Origin of the sequence: Enterobacter cloacae complex sp. ECL352 (genome assembly GCF_020149545.1) — a bacterium.
GTDB classification, from domain to species: domain Bacteria; phylum Pseudomonadota; class Gammaproteobacteria; order Enterobacterales; family Enterobacteriaceae; genus Enterobacter; species Enterobacter asburiae_B.
The window spans coordinates 2,273,389-2,289,017 of record NZ_CP083709.1 but is presented as its reverse complement, the minus strand read 5'-3'; the positions used below and the strand labels follow the sequence as shown (position 1 = coordinate 2,289,017).

Sequence of the window (15,629 nt, the reverse complement as noted above, 5' to 3'; positions counted from 1 at the left end):
GGTAAGCGTGAGCGCCACCCGGCAACTAAAAAGCCGCTGATCTCTCAGCGGCTTTTTTATTCGATGATCGCCAGAATTCTTCATTACCTGGGGCGTTATGTCCCGAAGCTATCTCTTTCCTGCGAAATTCAGGGATTAGGGTAACTCTGCTCCATTTATCACGAACACCCGATCTGCCGATGCAATCGTGGTTTCGCGATGCGCGATAATAATCCTGGTGATGTTCATCTCCTGTATAGACTGATTGACCTGACTTTCACTGGTTTTATCAAGGTGGCTGGTCGCCTCGTCCATGAATAAAATACCCGGTTTGCGGTATAATGCCCGGGCAATATAAATCCGCTGTTTTTGACCCCCGGACAACCCTTCCCCAAGTTCACCAATCAGTGTCTCGTAACCCATTGGTAGCTTTAAAATGTCATTATGAATATGGCTTGCGATGGCGCATTGCACCATCCACTGCTCGTCAATGTCAGGCCGAAAACCGGCGATATTCTCTTTGATAGAGCCTGAAAACAACTTATCTTCCTGCATGATACAGGCAATGCGTTCAGCATAACGCTCAAAACCAAGTTGCTTAATATCAATGCCATTAATTCGGACGCAGCCGTTCGACGGTTCGAATAAACCGCACAACACTTTCATCAAGGTGCTTTTACCTGCACCCGATACGCCCGTAATAGCAATACTCTCCCCGGCATGAATGGTCAGATTCAGTTTGCTGAATATAGGGTCCGCATGGTTATCATAACGGTAGGTCAGATCCTGAGTTTCGAGCGTTAAGGCTCCGTGTGGTAAACGCAGCGGGCTGGTGGCCGTTGAAGAAGATGCTTCCTGCAGCGCAATATCGGCTACGCGTTCATTATGTAAGTTGATGAGCTTCAGCTGAATGATAAAGTTGATCAGGGCATTTATTCGGTCATAGAACTGACTCCTGAAGGTATTAAACGCGATAAACATACCGATGGTTAAATGACTATCCATCATCAGCCTGCCGCTAACCCACAGGATAACAATTTGGTCGCAGGCAGCGATAAAAGAGACGACACCACCAAAGAAGAGATCCATTCGCGTCAAACGAATGCCGGTATTGACCTTATCTGAAAAAAGATTAAACCAGTTATTGATTCTCAGGTCAGTCATCCCCTGAATCTTAATCGTCGCGATACCGTACAGGGTTTCCATAAAATAAGAATTAAGACGTGCTTCCTTGATTAACTCTTCTTCGGATAACTGGCGATAGTATCGATAGGTAGCAAACCGAATGAAGGTGTATATTGCGGTAAAAGAGACCACTATCATGCTGAGCTGAAGGTTGTATAAAAACATCATTACCAGCAAACCCATGAGCATTAGCGTATCAATAATGCTACCAGTTAAACCTGTGGTAAAAGTGGCCCGTATAACATCAAGTGAGTGGAAACGAGACTGAATGTCCCCCAGTTTGCGTCTTTCAAAATAGGTGGTTGGTAGCTTAATAAGGTGAGAAAAAAGGCTAAAACTCCACTGGACGTCGATGAGTGTTCCCAGTATCAGCGTGGTCCAGGAGCGAATGATACTGACCGTCAAACGTAACAGAATCAGAATAAACAGCCCAAGACAGATGATATTAAGTAAACCGTAATCTCCGGATGCAATGACATGATCCGTGACTAATTGTGTTCCCACAGGCAACAGCAGGCTGATCAACTCAATCACCAGCGATAAGAAAAATATCTTCGCCAGTGATGTCATCAGTCCGTTGATATTCTTTAATAACGTGGAGGCTTTTAACCTGTTTTTCTTCTTTTGAACTGAGAAAGTGGTTCCCGGCCATACCTCAAGCACAACACCAGTAAAATGTTGGGACAATTCAGGCATGCTAATCACCCGTCGTCCAAACGCAGGGTCGTGGATCACCGCGCTGTTCTTATCGACCTTAATCAGTACGACAAAATGGTTAAAATCCCAATGCAATATGCAGGGCTTACGCACGGCATGTAATTCCTGAAGGTCCACGGACAATGCGCGTGACGACATCTCCAGTTCACTGGCAATTGCTTTTATCGCATGAAGGTTGACCCCACGTGATGACAAATTGAATTGTTGCCGGAGTTGCAGTAGATCGACCTGCTTGCCATAAAAACTGCATATCATTGAAAGACAGGCCAGGCCACATTCAGACGCTTCAGTTTGAAAGACAACTGGGATGCGTTTAAATATCCTCAAATCCAACTTGTGCAGCAGCGTCTCAAGTGTATAAAGTTTATTCATTACCCGCGTCCGTTACGCTCATTTTCATTTCGTAAAAGGGCGATAATAACCACTCATAGATATGTCTCTTTTCAAGGAAAAGAGAAATCTGCGCTTTGGCTCCCTGGCTCAGTGAGAGTTGTTTTCCATGAACTTGCACAGACTGTAGGTCAGGTTTGATCATGATTTTGTACCAGGACTTTTTATCGTCATAGAATTCGTGTGCGATGGTCTGTTTTGACAGGAGTTCTGGCTTCGATGCCGGAAGCCTGGATATTGCTGATATTGATGCCCTGAACTGACCAAATTTTTCATAAGGAAAGGCGTCGTAACTGACATTAACGCGCTGGCCAATCGCCAGATAAGGAAGAACTTCATCGGGAACCCAGGTTTCGAGATAGCATGGTGAATGGATATTCTGCTGAACTCGCGCCAGTACATCGCCTGCGCCGATCATCTTACCTTGCGCCGTATTGATGGAGTCGATTAAGCCATCGGCTGTTGCCTCGATGACATAATTACCTTCCGCTTCTGTATTTAACTTTTCTTTTTCCAGCTCGTATTTTTGTTGCTCAAGCTGGTAAATCTGATGGTCATAATCAGCGCCCTGGGACTGGATCTGCTGATTGAGCGTATCGACCTGAACCTGGTCTTGTGATTTTCTGGCGACCAGGTCAGAAACATTGCTCTGCTGTTGATAGAGTAGTGCGTTTTGACTGCTCATCTGGTCTTTGGTGACCAGACCTTTTTCCTGATAACTACGGTAATCGTTAACGTTCTTCTCAATCTGATTCAGTTCCCGTTCAGCCTGCACGAGTAACCCAGATGAGGTATTAAAACTGGACTGATAATGATCTTTTTGAGTTGTTAGCGCAGCGAGAGTACGTTTTTTTGAAGCGTTCAAATTTGCCATCATTACGCTGATACTGTTTATCTGTAGCGCGATCTCCTTTTTTTTATTTTCATCAACCAGGCCTGATTGCGTCGATACACCCGAATGAATGAGAAAGAGGGCGTCACCTTTTTTTACGCGATCGCCTTCATTAACAAAACTCTTCACGACTGTACCCTGCATTGATGCAGAGATATCCACTGAGCCAGGGAAAGTGGTTACCTCACCGTGAACGATGACGCGACGGGTATAGGAACCTTTGGTAATAAAAATAGAAATGGAAGCAATAAAAACAATGCTGAGCAATATGATAAAAGCAAAAGGGATGCCCGGCAGAAGAACGGCTTTCCCTTCCCACCGGGTACTCTGATATTCAATAGCTTCCTTGCGAAACATATCTGGCCTCTTGCAGGGTGGAAATAGCCGCTAAATATCAGCGGCTATGAGTTATAATGATTCAGGAATTAATGTCTACCGTGATCATTACCCTGGCGGCCGCCACCACTTTTCGAACCACCATTACCTTTTGATGAACCACCGCTTTTACCACCAACGTTAACCGAGCAACCACCGCTAAAGGATGTGCTTTCAGAGTGAGAACCATCTTTATTAGTGGTGCTGGTGTGAGAATAGCTGCCATTACAACCAGCACTACCACCACCGAACATCCCACCAATCGCACTACCGATAGAACCCCACATTCCTGCGCCGCTGACGTTGCTTAATTCACTTTCATTGAGTTCACGCATTATTAATGTTCCTTGCAATAGTGAGCAAAAGGTATACCCATAATATCCATAGACTTTTTCCATACCATTTCACCATCCGTGAATGAAATGTTTTTTACGCCAAAACGCGTAAAATCCTTTTCGCTGTACGTCGACAGACCTGTGTCTGGATCACCAATATTTTCTTTTTGCCCGCAAAGTGGCATCATCCATGACACATTTATATCTTTGTAGAATGCTTTATCCGTTTTTCTTATTTCTGAGAAAATGCGATCTGTTATCGTTGTGTCTGTATTGATTTCTCCGTTAACTGTAGTTGTTAACTTATTGTCATCAGAATTAGGTGACCCATGGAAACCAATAATCGAACCATAGTTGATGATTTTGTTTTTTGCCGCTGGGAAAAGATAGTTAGCACAGGAAGAAAGGCATAATCTCCTGATCTCAATGTTAATTTCTTTATCATGAATAATTCGTGCTATATTGATTGCAGTTTCGACATCGCCGCCACCACTGTTTATCGATATTGTTCTGACAGGGATAAGGTTTTTTTTGATAAGTCCCACAATGATTTTGTCATCATCTTTGGATATGTTTCCGTCGATATATAACGTATCAAAAACGAGGTGGGTTGAAGATTTTGGTTCAAGCCCTTGCTTCACAATTAATTGGCTAGAGAGTTGATATAAAATATCTCTGCTGGCTTTTTTAAATTGGTAGGCATTGTATGAATAAATAGCGAATGCGCAGAGTATTGCTATTAAAACGGCACTGAGGACGTATCCCTTTTTAATCTTCACGAAAGTGCAGCTCCATGTGTAAAGTAATGTAAACTTAGCATTATAAAAAAGAAGATAAATAGAGGATTTGTATCTAAATGTAAATTTAAGTAAAGTAGACTTGTTGCAATTTCTCGCAAAGCCGCGAGAAATGGGATTGCCATGGCAAAAACTGGGGAATATGGTGATGAGAAAAAGTTTATGGAAGCGTTTTTCTATAATTTTTTGCAAAATGAACTAAAAAGTATATCCTCGCAAAAACGCACTTAAATAAAACCCATCCCAGCCTATCGCCCGAAAGCCAATATCATCTTCCTGGGCTAAATTTTTGTTTTTCATACTGCTGCCTCTCAGCTGAATCTCGTGCATAGCCAAACTTTATCTTTCCCGCTACAGTTACCTCTCCACGGCGAGCAGGAGATAAACATGCTTTATATCTTTGATTTAGGAAACGTAATCGTCGATATCGATTTTAATCGTGTGCTGGGTGCATGGAGCGACTTTAGCCGCGTTCCGCTGGCGACACTGAAGCAAAATTTCGCGATGGGCGAGACCTTCCATCAGCATGAACGCGGCGAGATCGACGATGAAGAATTTGCTGAACGTTTCTGCCAGGAGATGGATCTACCGTTAAGCTACGAGCAGTTTTCTCACGGCTGGCAGGCAGTATTTGTCGCCATCCGGCCTGAAGCGATCGACATCATGCACAAGCTTCGCGAGCAGGGCCATCGGGTCGTTGTGTTGTCAAATACCAACCGCCTGCATACCACGTTCTGGCCTGAGGAATATCCTGAAGTTAAGGCGGCGGCCGATAACATCTATCTCTCGCAGGAGATGGGCATGCGTAAACCTGAAGCACGCATTTATCAGGCTGTTCTCCAGGCGGAAGGATTCACCGCGGCCGATGCGGTCTTTTTTGACGACAACGCCGATAATATAGAGGGAGCTAACCAGTTGGGTATAACGTCAATTCTGGTGACCGGAAAAGAGACGATACCAAACTACTTTGCGAAGCAGCTATGCTAAAAACCGTTCATCAAAAAGCCACGCATCATACTCGCCCCCTAAGGGCCTGGCTGAAACTGCTCTGGCACCGTATTGATGAGGACAACATGACCACGCTGGCGGGTAACCTCGCCTACGTGTCGTTGCTTTCATTAGTGCCGCTGGTGGCGGTCATCTTTGCCCTGTTTTCCGCCTTTCCGATGTTTGCGGACGTCAGCCTGCAGCTTCGTCATTTTGTCTTCGCGAATTTCATTCCTGCAACCGGGGATGTCATTCAGAACTACATTGAGCAGTTTGTTGCCAATTCCAGCAAGATGACGGCAGTGGGGGCGTGCGGTCTTATCGTTACCGCGCTGCTGTTGATGTACGCCATTGATAATGCGCTGAACACGATCTGGCGAAGTAAAAAAGCGCGGCCAAAGGTCTATTCCTTTGCCGTGTACTGGATGATTCTTACGCTGGGGCCGCTGCTGGCCGGGGCGAGCCTGGCGATCAGTTCGTATCTTCTCTCCTTGCGCTGGGCGAGTGATTTAAACGGCGTAATTGATAATGCGCTTCGCATCTTTCCGCTGATCCTGTCGTGGCTTTCTTTCTGGCTGCTCTACAGCGTCGTGCCGACCACGCGCGTGCCTAACCGCGATGCGGTTGTGGGCGCGCTGGTGGCGGCGTTGCTTTTTGAGCTCGGTAAAAAAGGGTTTGCCCTCTACATCACCATGTTTCCGTCCTATCAGCTGATTTACGGCGTGCTGGCGGTGATCCCCATTTTGTTTGTATGGGTCTACTGGACCTGGTGTATCGTCTTGCTTGGTGCCGAAATAACTGTCACTCTCGGTGTGTACCGCGAACTTAAAAAAGCAGCAGAAGCTGAAAAACAATTAGAAGCAGACCAACCATGATTGCATTGATACAGCGCGTAACCCGTGCCAGCGTCACCGTGGAGGGAGAGGTGACGGGTGAAATTGGCCCAGGACTTTTGGTGTTGTTAGGTGTCGAAAAGGATGACGACGAACAAAAAGCCAACCGCTTGTGTGAGCGCGTGCTGGGCTACCGTATTTTCAGCGATGCGGAAGGCAAGATGAACCTGAACGTCCAGCAGGCGGGCGGCAGCGTGCTGGTGGTTTCCCAGTTTACGCTGGCTGCGGATACCGAGCGCGGCATGCGTCCGAGCTTCTCCAAAGGCGCCGCGCCGGATCGTGCAGAAGCACTTTACGAGTACTTTGTTGAGCGTTGTCGCCAGCAGGAAATGAATACACAAACTGGACGATTCGCTGCAGATATGCAGGTTTCGCTGGTGAACGATGGCCCCGTCACATTCTGGCTCCAGGTATGAGCCAACTGGCGGCGTGGCCGCGGGTAACAAGAGAGAGTACAGCTATGTATCACCTTCGAGTACCGCAAACGGAAGAAGAGTTAGACGCTTATTACCAGTTCCGCTGGGAAATGCTGCGCAAGCCACTGCATCAGCCAAAAGGATCTGAACGCGACGCCTGGGATGCGATGGCCCACCATCAGATGGTGATGGACGAAGAGGGTAACCTCGTCGCCGTCGGGCGTTTGTATATCAACGCCGATAACGAAGCGTCGATTCGCTTTATGGCAGTTCATCCCTCCGTTCAGGACAAAGGTCTGGGAACGCTAATGGCGATGACCCTTGAGTCCGTCGCCCGTCAGGAAGGCGTTAAGCGCGTTACCTGTAGTGCCCGAGAAGATGCCGTAGATTTTTTCGCCAAACTCGGCTTTGTGAATCAGGGGGAAATCACGACCCCACAAACCACGCCGATTCGTCATTTTTTGATGATCAAACCCATCGCCACGCTGGATGATATTCTTCATCGCGCCGACTGGTGTGGACAGCTGCAGCAGGCCTGGTATCAGCACATTCCGCTCAGCGAAAAAATGGGTGTGCGCATTCAGCAGTACACCGGACAAAAATTTATTACCACCATGCCGGAAACCGGCAATCAAAACCCGCACCACACTCTGTTTGCCGGAAGTCTTTTCTCACTTGCCACGCTCACCGGCTGGGGGCTCATCTGGCTGATGCTTCGCGAGCGCCATCTGGGCGGCACCATTATTCTTGCTGATGCTCACATCCGCTATAGCGCACCGATAAGCGGCAAGCCGAGCGCCGTGGCCGATCTGGGGTCACTGGGCGGCGATCTGGACCGCCTGGCGCGCGGCCGCAAAGCCCGCGTACAAATGCAGGTTGAACTGTTTGGCGATAAAACACCGGGTGCGGTGTTTGAAGGCACCTACATTGTTCTTCCAGCGAAGCCCTTCGGCGCGTATGAAGAGGGTGGGAACGAGGAGGAGTAATCTTCTGTTCACTCTCCTCGGGCGTGGTTAATCCGCCCGGCGATATCCCGCATAACGTCTCGCGCTGACTGGCTGACGCCGCCAAGCTGAAAGAAGCCATGGATGACGCCCAGCCAGCGCTGAGCGGTACACTTCACACCCTGCTCAGTCAGATGCTGATACAACATTTCTCCCTCATCGCAAAGCGGATCGTACTCTGCGGTAATGATATGCACTGGCGGAAGCCCGTAAAAATCATCGCGCCACAGCGGGCTGGCTTCCGGATGCTGGCGGTCAGTCTCTGCAAGATACATTTCATACCCGCTGAGCAGGGTATCGCGGGTGATAATATAATCCGTGCCATTGAGGGCATAGCTTTCAAAACTGGCGGTGGCGTCGAGCATAGGATAGATAAGAATGAGCTGTACGGGTTTCCATTGTCCTCTAGTGTTGAGCCGCAATGACGTCACCAGCGCCAGATGCCCTCCCGCGCTGTCTCCACAGAGGGTGAGCCGGTTCTTATCCACGCCTAATTTGTCCGCATACTTCCAGACCAGATCTGCACCTCTTTCAGCATCGTCATGTGCGGCGGGGAAGGTATGCTCCGGCGCCAACCTGTACTGAACCGCGATCACCCGGCAATTGCCGTAGCAGGCTAACTGACGGAGTTGGTTGTCATGGGTATCAAAGCCGCCGCTGATAAAGCATCCGCCGTGATAGTAGATGGCAGCAGGCAATATTTCAGGGGCATTAAGAGGTGAAAATACCCGAATGGTAAGGCCCTCAAGCACTAGCGTCTCTACCTGAACGCGCGTTTCTGTCTTCCCGGCAAGCCCCGTGCTGGCAATGTACCCTGCTCGTCGTACCTCAATGGTCTGTCGACGTGACGAAGGCCGGCCTGCAGCGATAAATCCCTTAACCAGCTGCGCAATACCCTGTTCCAGTGCCATGAAAATTCCCTTTAACTGTATGGATATACAGCTTTATAACCTGGTTTGATTCAAAAGAAAATAAGAAAATTGTCGAGGACTATAAATCTGGAAAGCGCTTCGCAAATAGCAGGAAAACTATAGCTACGGGCTTTAACCCTTCTGAATGAAAGCGTATGTTGCCTTGAAAATAGACAATAGTGATATACTAAGGTGATATATGATTCTTTCCGCGGATCTTGATATGGGCAGAATTCTGATCGATTTGTCTGATGACGTAATTCAACGACTGGATAATCTGAAGCAGCTGCGTAACCGGCCTCGTGCCGAATTGCTTCGGGAAGCCATTGAGCAATATCTCGACCAGCAGAGTTCATCGGTTATCCGCGATGCGCTTGGCTTGTGGGGAAACCAGCAGGAAGATGGGCTTGAGTATGAACGCAAGCTGCGTGAGGAGTGGTAATCATGGAGCGCATGGCGGTGTTCGATACCAATATACTCATCGATCTTTTTAATAATCGCGTTGAGGCTGCGGATGCAATTGATCGCACAGCTTCTCATCGAGCCATTAGTCTGATCACATGGATGGAAGTCATGGTGGGGGCCCGCAAACATGGTCACGAAGCGAAAACTGCGACAGTGATGGGCGTATTTGAGATTATTGATATCACCCGAGATATCGCTGAAAGAAGTGTAATTTTGCGCGAGAAGCATGGAATGAAACTGCCTGATGCTATCATTCTGGCCACAGCTCAGAGCAGAAGTTGCCCGTTAATCTCACGCAATACGAAAGACTTTTCGGGCATCACCGGGGTCGTTTCACCTTACCAGCTGTAGGCCAGGCAAGCTCGCACCGCCCGGCATTGTCAGAGGGAATTACTCCCCTTCACCCGGGAACAGGAACGGGTTGATCGAGCTGCGGGCAAAGCCCTCCTGCTCCATCTTCGCGTCCAGAATCAGCGAGGCGAGATCGTCGGCCACGGCTTCGACTTTCGGGTCTTTTTCCTGATACAGAATCTTCAGGTAAGTGCCGCAGTCGCCGCAGCTTTCGGCTTTCACTGCCGCTTCTTCATTTTCCAGCGACCAGTAGTTCAGATCGCGGGTCTGCTCGCAGTTGCTGCACTTGATGCGCACCACGTGCCACTCGGTTTCACACAGGTTGCAGTGCAGGTAGCGCAGCCCCTGAGTGGTGCCGATTTGCACCATGCTCGATACCGGCATGGAGCCGCAGACTGGGCAGAACTGGCGCGCCTCGCCGTATTCGGCGCGGGCTTTACCGGGGATCAGGCTTGCCATTTGCGCCCAGTAGAGCGACAGCGCAGCCCAGATAAACGGCGCTTTATCGCTGCTCACCAGAGCGAAGTCGGAGGCAAACAGCGCGCTCGCCATCTCTTCCAGCTCCAGGTCAGAGGCTTTTTCCAGATTCTCAATGACCGCCAGCGCGGTACCGCTCATCTCCGGCTTCAGCTCGGCAATCAGAGAATGCAGTAGTTTTTGCCAGTGCTTGTCGCGCGGCAGGACGTGAATGTCCAGCGGCGGCTTGCCCTGCGCGTTGGCTTCTTTAATGCGCGCGGTCAGATCCATTTGCAGCGGGTGGTCGTACAGCACCACTTCCTGCGCGTGGGCAACCAGCGCGGCAAAGCGCAGAAAATCACCCAGCGGGTTGTTCTCTGCCAGCTCGCGCAGACGCTCTGCGCGGCGGTTGTAGAGGTTCTTGAGTCTGGGGAATAACAACGGCGGAATATAATCCGCCGTGCGTTTCTCGCTCGACCCCAGCTCATCTTGCGGGATTATGCGAATACTCATTCAGATGACTTTTCCTGTTTCTGGCGGACTTCACGGTACCAGCGCGGGTGATGCTTCTTCGCCCACGTACTGGTTACCCATCCTTCCACCATCGCGGTAATGGTGCCTTTCACCCAGAGGGCGGCGTAGATATGCACCATGATAACCACAATTAACGCCACTGCGGCAAATGAATGCAGCATCAGCGCAAATCGGATCACCGGGATTGAGAAAGCAGGCGCAAAGTACGGACGCCAGATGATCACGCCGCTCACCAGCAACAGGACCAGGAAGATAATCGCCGCCCAGAATACGCATTTCTGGCCGAAGTTATAACGCCCGGTATCACCCACTTCCTCGTTGACGACGATCTTACGAATATTCTTCGCCCAAAAGATATCATCCCGATTGATTAGGTTATGGTGCCAGTAGCGGAAAAACATGATGATAAACGAGGCAAACATCACCACACCCACGAACGGGTGAAGGATGCGCGCCAGCTGCGGCGTACCCAGTACCTGCATCAGCCAGTTGAAGGACGGGAAGAAGAACCCCAGCCCGCTTATCGCCGCCAGCATGAAGCAGAAGGCGGTGACCCAGTGGTTGATGCGTTCCGGCGCGGTGTAGCGCACGATGGTGTCACGTTTTCTCATTTGCGCACCTCGTCTTTCTCTTCATGCAGGTTGTCGTCTTCCTCTTCCGCGCGGTTCGGACCAACGCCGACGTAGTGGAAGATGCTCGCTGCGAAGGTGGCAGCAAAACCGACCGCTGCCAGCGGTTTCCAGATGCCTTTCCAGAACTTCACGGTGGCGCTAATTTCCGGGTTCTCCGGCAGGCCGTGATACAGGTTCGGCTTGTCGGCGTGGTGCAACACGTACATCACGTGCGTACCGCCAACTCCTGCCGGATCGTACAGGCCCGCGTTGTCGTAACCACGGGTTTTCAGCTCGCCCACGCGCTCTGCCGCCAGCGTTTTCATATCCTCTTTGGAGCCAAAGTGGATTGCGCCGGTTGGGCAGGTCTTCACGCACGCTGGCTCCTGGCCGACGGTGACGCGGTCAACGCACAGCGTGCATTTGTAGACGCGGTTGTCTTCCGGGTTCAGGCGCGGTACGTCGAACGGGCAGCCCGCGATGCAGTAGCCGCAGCCGATGCACTGTTCGGACTGGAAGTCGACGATACCGTTGGCATACTGAATGATAGCCCCTTCTGACGGACATGCCTTCAGGCAGCCCGGATCCGCACAGTGCATACAGCCGTCTTTGCGGATAAGCCATTCCAGTTTGTCGTTCTGCTCAACTTCCGAGAAACGCATCACCGTCCAGGACTTGGCGGTCAGGTCCGCCGGGTTGTCGTACACCCCGACGTTGTGACCCACTTCGTCACGCAGGTCGTTCCACTCCGAGCACGCCACCTGACAGGCTTTACAGCCGATACAGGTGGTCACGTCGATAAGCTTCGCCACTTCCTGCTGGTGGTCCCGCGCCTGAGGCGCGGGCGTGAAACTGTTTGTCGCGGAACGACGGATAATGTCTTGAGATTGATAAGCCATAAGTCGTCTCCGTTACACCTTTTCCACGTTCACGAGGAAGGCCTTAAACTCCGGCGTCTGCGTGTTCGCATCGCCGACGAACGGCGTCAGGGTATTCGCAATGAACCCTTTCTTCGCCACGCCCTCATAGCCCCAGTGGATCGGAATACCGATGGTATCCACCTGCTGACCGTGAACGTTCAGCGTGCGAATACGCTTGGTCACCACCGCCTTGGCCTTGATATAGCCGCGGTTAGAGGAGACCTTCACGGTATCGCCATGGGCAATGCCGAGCTTGCCCGCCAGCTTCTCGCCGATCTCCACGAACTGTTCCGGCTGCGCGATGGCGTTAAGCAGCGCGTGCTTGGTCCAGTAGTGGAAGTGCTCGGTCAGACGGTAGGTGGTACCCACGTACGGGAACTTGTCCTTTTTACCCAGCGCTTCGAAATCGCCCTTAAAGATACGGGCTGCCGGGTTAGAGACCACATTCGGGTGCAGCGGGTTGGTACCCAGCGGCGTCTCAAACGGCTCGTAGTGTTCCGGGAACGGACCTTCCGCCATCTTATCGATAGCAAACAGACGTCCCATTCCTTCAGGCTGCATGATAAACGGCCCAACGTCGCTGCCCGGTGCGGCAGTGCTGTAGTCCGGAATATCAACGCCGCCCCATTTCGCGCCGTCCCACTTCAGAAGCTGACGCTTCGGATCCCACGGGTTGCCCTGCGGGTCAGCGGATGCGCGGTTATAGAGGATGCGGCGGTTGAGCGGCCATGCCCATGCCCAGCCCAGCGTATTGCCGAGGCCCGACGGGTCGGCGTTATCGCGGTTGGCCATCTGGTTGCCCTTCGGCGTCCAGCTACCGGCAAAGATCCAGCAGCCGCTTGACGTGGTACCGTCATCGCGCAGGTGCGCGAAGGTACTAAGCTGATCGCCTTTCTTCGCCAGCACGGTACCGGTGGCCGGGTCGATAACGTCCGCCAGCGCCTTACCGTTGCTCTCCATCGCCACTTCTTCCGGCGCTGGGTTTTCCGGCGTCGAGTAGTTCCAGGTCATGTTCAGCACCGGTTCCGGGTTCGCGCCGCCTTCTTCCGCATACATCTTACGCAGGCGTAAGAAGATGCCGGCCAGGATCTCGCCGTCGTTCATGGCGATGCCCGGGGCGTCCGCACCTTTCCAGTGCCACTGCAGCCAGCGTCCGGAGTTGACGATAGAACCGTTCTCTTCCGCGAAGCAGGTCGACGGCAGACGGAACACTTCGGTCTGAATCTTCGACGGATCGACGTCGTTCGATTCACCGTGGTTCTGCCAGAAGGTTGAGGTCTCGGTATTGAGCGGGTCAATCGTCACCAGGAACTTCAGCTTCGACAGAGACTCAACAACCTTGTTCTTGTTCGGGAACGAGGCAACCGGGTTAAAGCCCTGGCACAGATAGCCGTTCACTTTGCCCTGGTGCATCATCTCGAAATACTGCAGAACGTCGTAACCCTTGTCCCACTTCGGCAGCCAGTCAAAGCCCCAGCTGTTTTCAGCCGTCGCTTTGTCGCCGAAGAAGGCTTTCATCATCGAGACGAAGAACTTCGGATAGTTGCCCCAGTAGTTTACCTGGCCTTCGAGCAGCGGTTTAGGCGTGCTGGCAGTCAGGTAGGTTTGCAGATCGGTCTGTTTCTCGCTTGGCAGGTTCATGTAACCCGGCAGGCTTTGAGACAGCAGGCCGAGGTCGGTCAGACCCTGAATGTTGGAGTGACCGCGCAGGGCGTTGACGCCGCCGCCTGCCATTCCCATGTTGCCGAGCAGGAGCTGAACCATCGCCATGGTACGGATGTTCTGCGCGCCGATGGAGTGCTGCGTCCAGCCGAGGGCGTAGAGGAACGACGCGGTTTTATCTTTCGCGCTGGTTTCGGCTATAAGCTCGCACACCTTCAGGAAGTCTGCCTTCGGCGTACCGCAGATATTCTCAACCACCTCCGGCGTGTAGCGGGAAACGTGCTCTTTCAGCAGGTTCCACACGCAGCGCGGGTGTTGCAGGGTGGTGTCGCGCTTCGCAAAGCCTTTTTCATCCAGCTCGTAGTTCCAGCTGGTTTTATCGTATTTGCGTTTTTCGGCGTCGTAACCGCTGAACAGGCCATCTTCGAAGTGGTAATCCTCACGCACGATCAGGCTGGCGTTGGTATAAGCTTCGGTGTATTCGCGGTTATATTTTTCGTTGGTCATCAGGTACAGCAATACGCCTGACAGGAAAGTGATGTCAGTACCTGAACGAATTGGGGTGTAGAAATCCGCCACTGACGCAGTACGCGTAAAGCGGGGATCGATCACAATCAGTTTCGCACCGTTGTGGATTTTGGCTTCCATCGCCCAGCGGAACCCGACAGGGTGCGCTTCAGCGGCGTTACCGCCCATCACCACGATGAGGTTGGCGTTCTTGATGTCGACCCAGTGGTTGGTCATCGCACCGCGACCAAATGTTGGAGCAAGACTTGCTACCGTTGGTCCGTGTCAGACACGCGCCTGGTTGTCGACCGCGAGCATACCGAGTGCGCGCGTAAATTTCTGGGTTAAATAACCGGTTTCGTTGCTGGAAGCAGAGGCACACAGCATCCCGGTGGAGAGCCAGCGGTTGACCGTGACGCCGTCGGCGTTCTTCTCAACAAAGTTGGCATCGCGGTCTTCTTTAATGTGTTTTGCGATGCGGTCAAACGCCTCTTCCCAGCTGATTTGCTGCCATTTATCGGAGCCAGGTGCGCGATATTCAGGGAACTTGAGGCGGCTTTCGGAGTGGATAAAGTCCACCAGACCGGCCCCTTTCGGGCACAATGCGCCGCGGTTGACCGGATGATCCGGGTCGCCTTCGATATGGAAAATAGACGCTTTGGCGTTTTTAGCACCGTCGCCGAGGCTATACATCAACAGCCCGCAACCGACAGAGCAGTACGTGCAGGTATTACGGGTTTCACGGGTGCGCAGCAGTTTATACTGCCGCGTTTCCGCCAGCGCTACGCCGGGCGCAAAGCCCAGTGCCGCTGCCGTGGTGCCTGCCATACCGCCAGCGCAGATCTTAAAGAACTGCCTTCTGCTGACCTGCATGGGTCACTCCTTGTTTCGACATTGCTTACATATGTAGTTTTAACTTCGCGGTTGAGAATTGACCGCAAAGGAGAAAAATTTGCGTTAATCCCTCAATTCCACGAGGGATATCATCAGAATACCACAATGTCGGTACAGCTGTTCTAATGGCGTTAATACAAAGTGAACGTATTATCACCCTGTTGACTATAAAATGTGATATTAATCACATTATTAACCCCGCATGTTAAAGGGGTGTAGCATGCGTTTTGTTGTACCTCTCACAAGTGAGTAGGTAAACTTGATGCTGAAAAGTTGATCCATACTATGCGTAAGCCCTGTTGTTTGTGATGCAATAGCAGGCTCACCTCCGTGGTTGTTCAGGAATAC

General features: G+C 51.3%; 15 protein-coding genes. 6 read left to right on the top strand and 9 right to left on the bottom strand.

What is annotated here, in order from left to right; genetic code table 11:
* Nucleotides 1–135: 135 nt before the first annotated feature.
* The 4 genes from LBF07_RS11190 to LBF07_RS11175 form a co-directional block, all read right to left on the bottom strand.
* Nucleotides 136–2,253 (bottom strand): peptidase domain-containing ABC transporter, encoded by a 2,118-nt coding sequence (locus LBF07_RS11190; protein ID WP_224435144.1) that lies wholly within the window; start codon nucleotides 2,251–2,253, stop codon nucleotides 136–138.
* On the bottom strand, nucleotides 2,246–3,520 hold the full coding sequence (locus LBF07_RS11185; RefSeq protein WP_094935273.1) for an HlyD family secretion protein: 1,275 nt from the start codon (nucleotides 3,518–3,520) through the stop codon (nucleotides 2,246–2,248). The genes LBF07_RS11190 and LBF07_RS11185 overlap by 8 nt, the downstream gene beginning before the upstream one ends.
* A gap of 68 nt (nucleotides 3,521–3,588) precedes the next feature.
* Nucleotides 3,589–3,873: a hypothetical protein gene (locus tag LBF07_RS11180; protein ID WP_023309759.1), complete on the bottom strand. Its 285-nt coding sequence runs from the start codon at nucleotides 3,871–3,873 to the stop codon at nucleotides 3,589–3,591.
* A 2-nt stretch (nucleotides 3,874–3,875) separates the two neighbouring features.
* Nucleotides 3,876–4,652: a hypothetical protein gene (locus tag LBF07_RS11175; protein ID WP_047059145.1), complete on the bottom strand. Its 777-nt coding sequence runs from the start codon at nucleotides 4,650–4,652 to the stop codon at nucleotides 3,876–3,878.
* 405 nt (nucleotides 4,653–5,057) lie between these two features.
* Here LBF07_RS11175 and yihX point away from each other — a divergent pair, with 405 nt between their 5' ends.
* From yihX to fabY, 4 genes are read left to right on the top strand one after another with little or no spacing between them, the layout of a single operon-like run.
* Nucleotides 5,058–5,657: a glucose-1-phosphatase gene (yihX, locus tag LBF07_RS11170; RefSeq protein WP_094935274.1), complete on the top strand. Its 600-nt coding sequence runs from the start codon at nucleotides 5,058–5,060 to the stop codon at nucleotides 5,655–5,657.
* Entirely contained in the window at nucleotides 5,651–6,532 is an 882-nt protein-coding gene (locus LBF07_RS11165; RefSeq protein WP_033146965.1) for a virulence factor BrkB family protein, read from the top strand. The genes yihX and LBF07_RS11165 overlap by 7 nt, the downstream gene beginning before the upstream one ends.
* The gene (gene dtd / locus LBF07_RS11160) at nucleotides 6,529–6,966 is read left to right on the top strand and encodes a D-aminoacyl-tRNA deacylase (RefSeq protein ID WP_008501836.1); all 438 of its coding nucleotides are present in this window, start codon (nucleotides 6,529–6,531) and stop codon (nucleotides 6,964–6,966) included. Before LBF07_RS11165 ends, dtd begins: the two co-directional genes overlap by 4 nt.
* Before the next feature lie 44 nt (nucleotides 6,967–7,010).
* The gene (gene fabY / locus LBF07_RS11155; protein ID WP_039264191.1) at nucleotides 7,011–7,952 is read left to right on the top strand and encodes a fatty acid biosynthesis protein FabY; all 942 of its coding nucleotides are present in this window, start codon (nucleotides 7,011–7,013) and stop codon (nucleotides 7,950–7,952) included.
* A gap of 8 nt (nucleotides 7,953–7,960) precedes the next feature.
* Here the strand turns inward: fabY and LBF07_RS11150 are convergent, their stop codons facing one another.
* Nucleotides 7,961–8,881 carry an alpha/beta hydrolase gene (locus tag LBF07_RS11150; RefSeq protein ID WP_094935275.1) on the bottom strand — a complete coding sequence of 307 codons (921 nt, stop codon included), beginning with the start codon at nucleotides 8,879–8,881 and terminating at the stop codon, nucleotides 7,961–7,963.
* 199 nt (nucleotides 8,882–9,080) lie between these two features.
* Between LBF07_RS11150 and LBF07_RS11145 the strand changes: the two genes are divergently transcribed.
* Together LBF07_RS11145 and LBF07_RS11140 are read left to right on the top strand one after the other, a co-directional pair.
* Complete coding sequence (locus LBF07_RS11145) at nucleotides 9,081–9,323, top strand: CopG family transcriptional regulator (RefSeq protein WP_094935276.1); 243 nt, start codon at nucleotides 9,081–9,083, stop codon at nucleotides 9,321–9,323.
* Between the two features lie 2 nt (nucleotides 9,324–9,325).
* Complete coding sequence (locus LBF07_RS11140) at nucleotides 9,326–9,697, top strand: type II toxin-antitoxin system VapC family toxin (RefSeq protein ID WP_094935277.1); 372 nt, start codon at nucleotides 9,326–9,328, stop codon at nucleotides 9,695–9,697.
* Between the two features lie 39 nt (nucleotides 9,698–9,736).
* Here the strand turns inward: LBF07_RS11140 and fdhE are convergent, their stop codons facing one another.
* Genes fdhE through fdnG form a run of 4 tightly spaced genes read right to left on the bottom strand, consistent with a single transcriptional unit; the run spans nucleotide 9,737 to nucleotide 15,260 of the window.
* Nucleotides 9,737–10,666: a formate dehydrogenase accessory protein FdhE gene (fdhE, locus tag LBF07_RS11135; RefSeq protein ID WP_023309751.1), complete on the bottom strand. Its 930-nt coding sequence runs from the start codon at nucleotides 10,664–10,666 to the stop codon at nucleotides 9,737–9,739.
* On the bottom strand, nucleotides 10,663–11,298 hold the full coding sequence (fdoI, locus tag LBF07_RS11130; protein ID WP_010436852.1) for a formate dehydrogenase cytochrome b556 subunit: 636 nt from the start codon (nucleotides 11,296–11,298) through the stop codon (nucleotides 10,663–10,665). The genes fdhE and fdoI overlap by 4 nt, the downstream gene beginning before the upstream one ends.
* Nucleotides 11,295–12,197: a formate dehydrogenase subunit beta gene (gene fdxH / locus LBF07_RS11125; RefSeq protein WP_010436855.1), complete on the bottom strand. Its 903-nt coding sequence runs from the start codon at nucleotides 12,195–12,197 to the stop codon at nucleotides 11,295–11,297. Before fdxH ends, fdoI begins: the two co-directional genes overlap by 4 nt.
* Nucleotides 12,198–12,209: 12 nt before the next feature.
* The gene (fdnG, locus tag LBF07_RS11120; RefSeq protein WP_094935278.1) at nucleotides 12,210–15,260 is read right to left on the bottom strand and encodes a formate dehydrogenase-N subunit alpha; all 3,051 of its coding nucleotides are present in this window, start codon (nucleotides 15,258–15,260) and stop codon (nucleotides 12,210–12,212) included.
* Nucleotides 15,261–15,629 lie beyond the last annotated feature (369 nt).

Bases quoted from the DNA above. Each gene is read 5' to 3' on its own strand.
- fabY (WP_039264191.1), top strand. From the start codon at position 7,011: ATGTATCACCTTCGAGTACCGCAAACGGAAGAAGAGTTAGACGCTTAT.
- fdxH (WP_010436855.1), bottom strand. From the start codon at position 12,197: ATGGCTTATCAATCTCAAGACATTATCCGTCGTTCCGCGACAAACAGT.
- LBF07_RS11165 (WP_033146965.1), top strand. From the start codon at position 5,651: ATGCTAAAAACCGTTCATCAAAAAGCCACGCATCATACTCGCCCCCTA.
- fdhE (WP_023309751.1), bottom strand. From the start codon at position 10,666: ATGAGTATTCGCATAATCCCGCAAGATGAGCTGGGGTCGAGCGAGAAA.
- LBF07_RS11180 (WP_023309759.1), bottom strand. From the start codon at position 3,873: ATGCGTGAACTCAATGAAAGTGAATTAAGCAACGTCAGCGGCGCAGGA.
- LBF07_RS11190 (WP_224435144.1), bottom strand. From the start codon at position 2,253: ATGAATAAACTTTATACACTTGAGACGCTGCTGCACAAGTTGGATTTG.
- LBF07_RS11150 (WP_094935275.1), bottom strand. From the start codon at position 8,881: ATGGCACTGGAACAGGGTATTGCGCAGCTGGTTAAGGGATTTATCGCT.
- LBF07_RS11185 (WP_094935273.1), bottom strand. From the start codon at position 3,520: ATGTTTCGCAAGGAAGCTATTGAATATCAGAGTACCCGGTGGGAAGGG.
- dtd (WP_008501836.1), top strand. From the start codon at position 6,529: ATGATTGCATTGATACAGCGCGTAACCCGTGCCAGCGTCACCGTGGAG.
- fdoI (WP_010436852.1), bottom strand. From the start codon at position 11,298: ATGAGAAAACGTGACACCATCGTGCGCTACACCGCGCCGGAACGCATC.
- LBF07_RS11145 (WP_094935276.1), top strand. From the start codon at position 9,081: ATGATTCTTTCCGCGGATCTTGATATGGGCAGAATTCTGATCGATTTG.
- LBF07_RS11140 (WP_094935277.1), top strand. From the start codon at position 9,326: ATGGAGCGCATGGCGGTGTTCGATACCAATATACTCATCGATCTTTTT.
- yihX (WP_094935274.1), top strand. From the start codon at position 5,058: ATGCTTTATATCTTTGATTTAGGAAACGTAATCGTCGATATCGATTTT.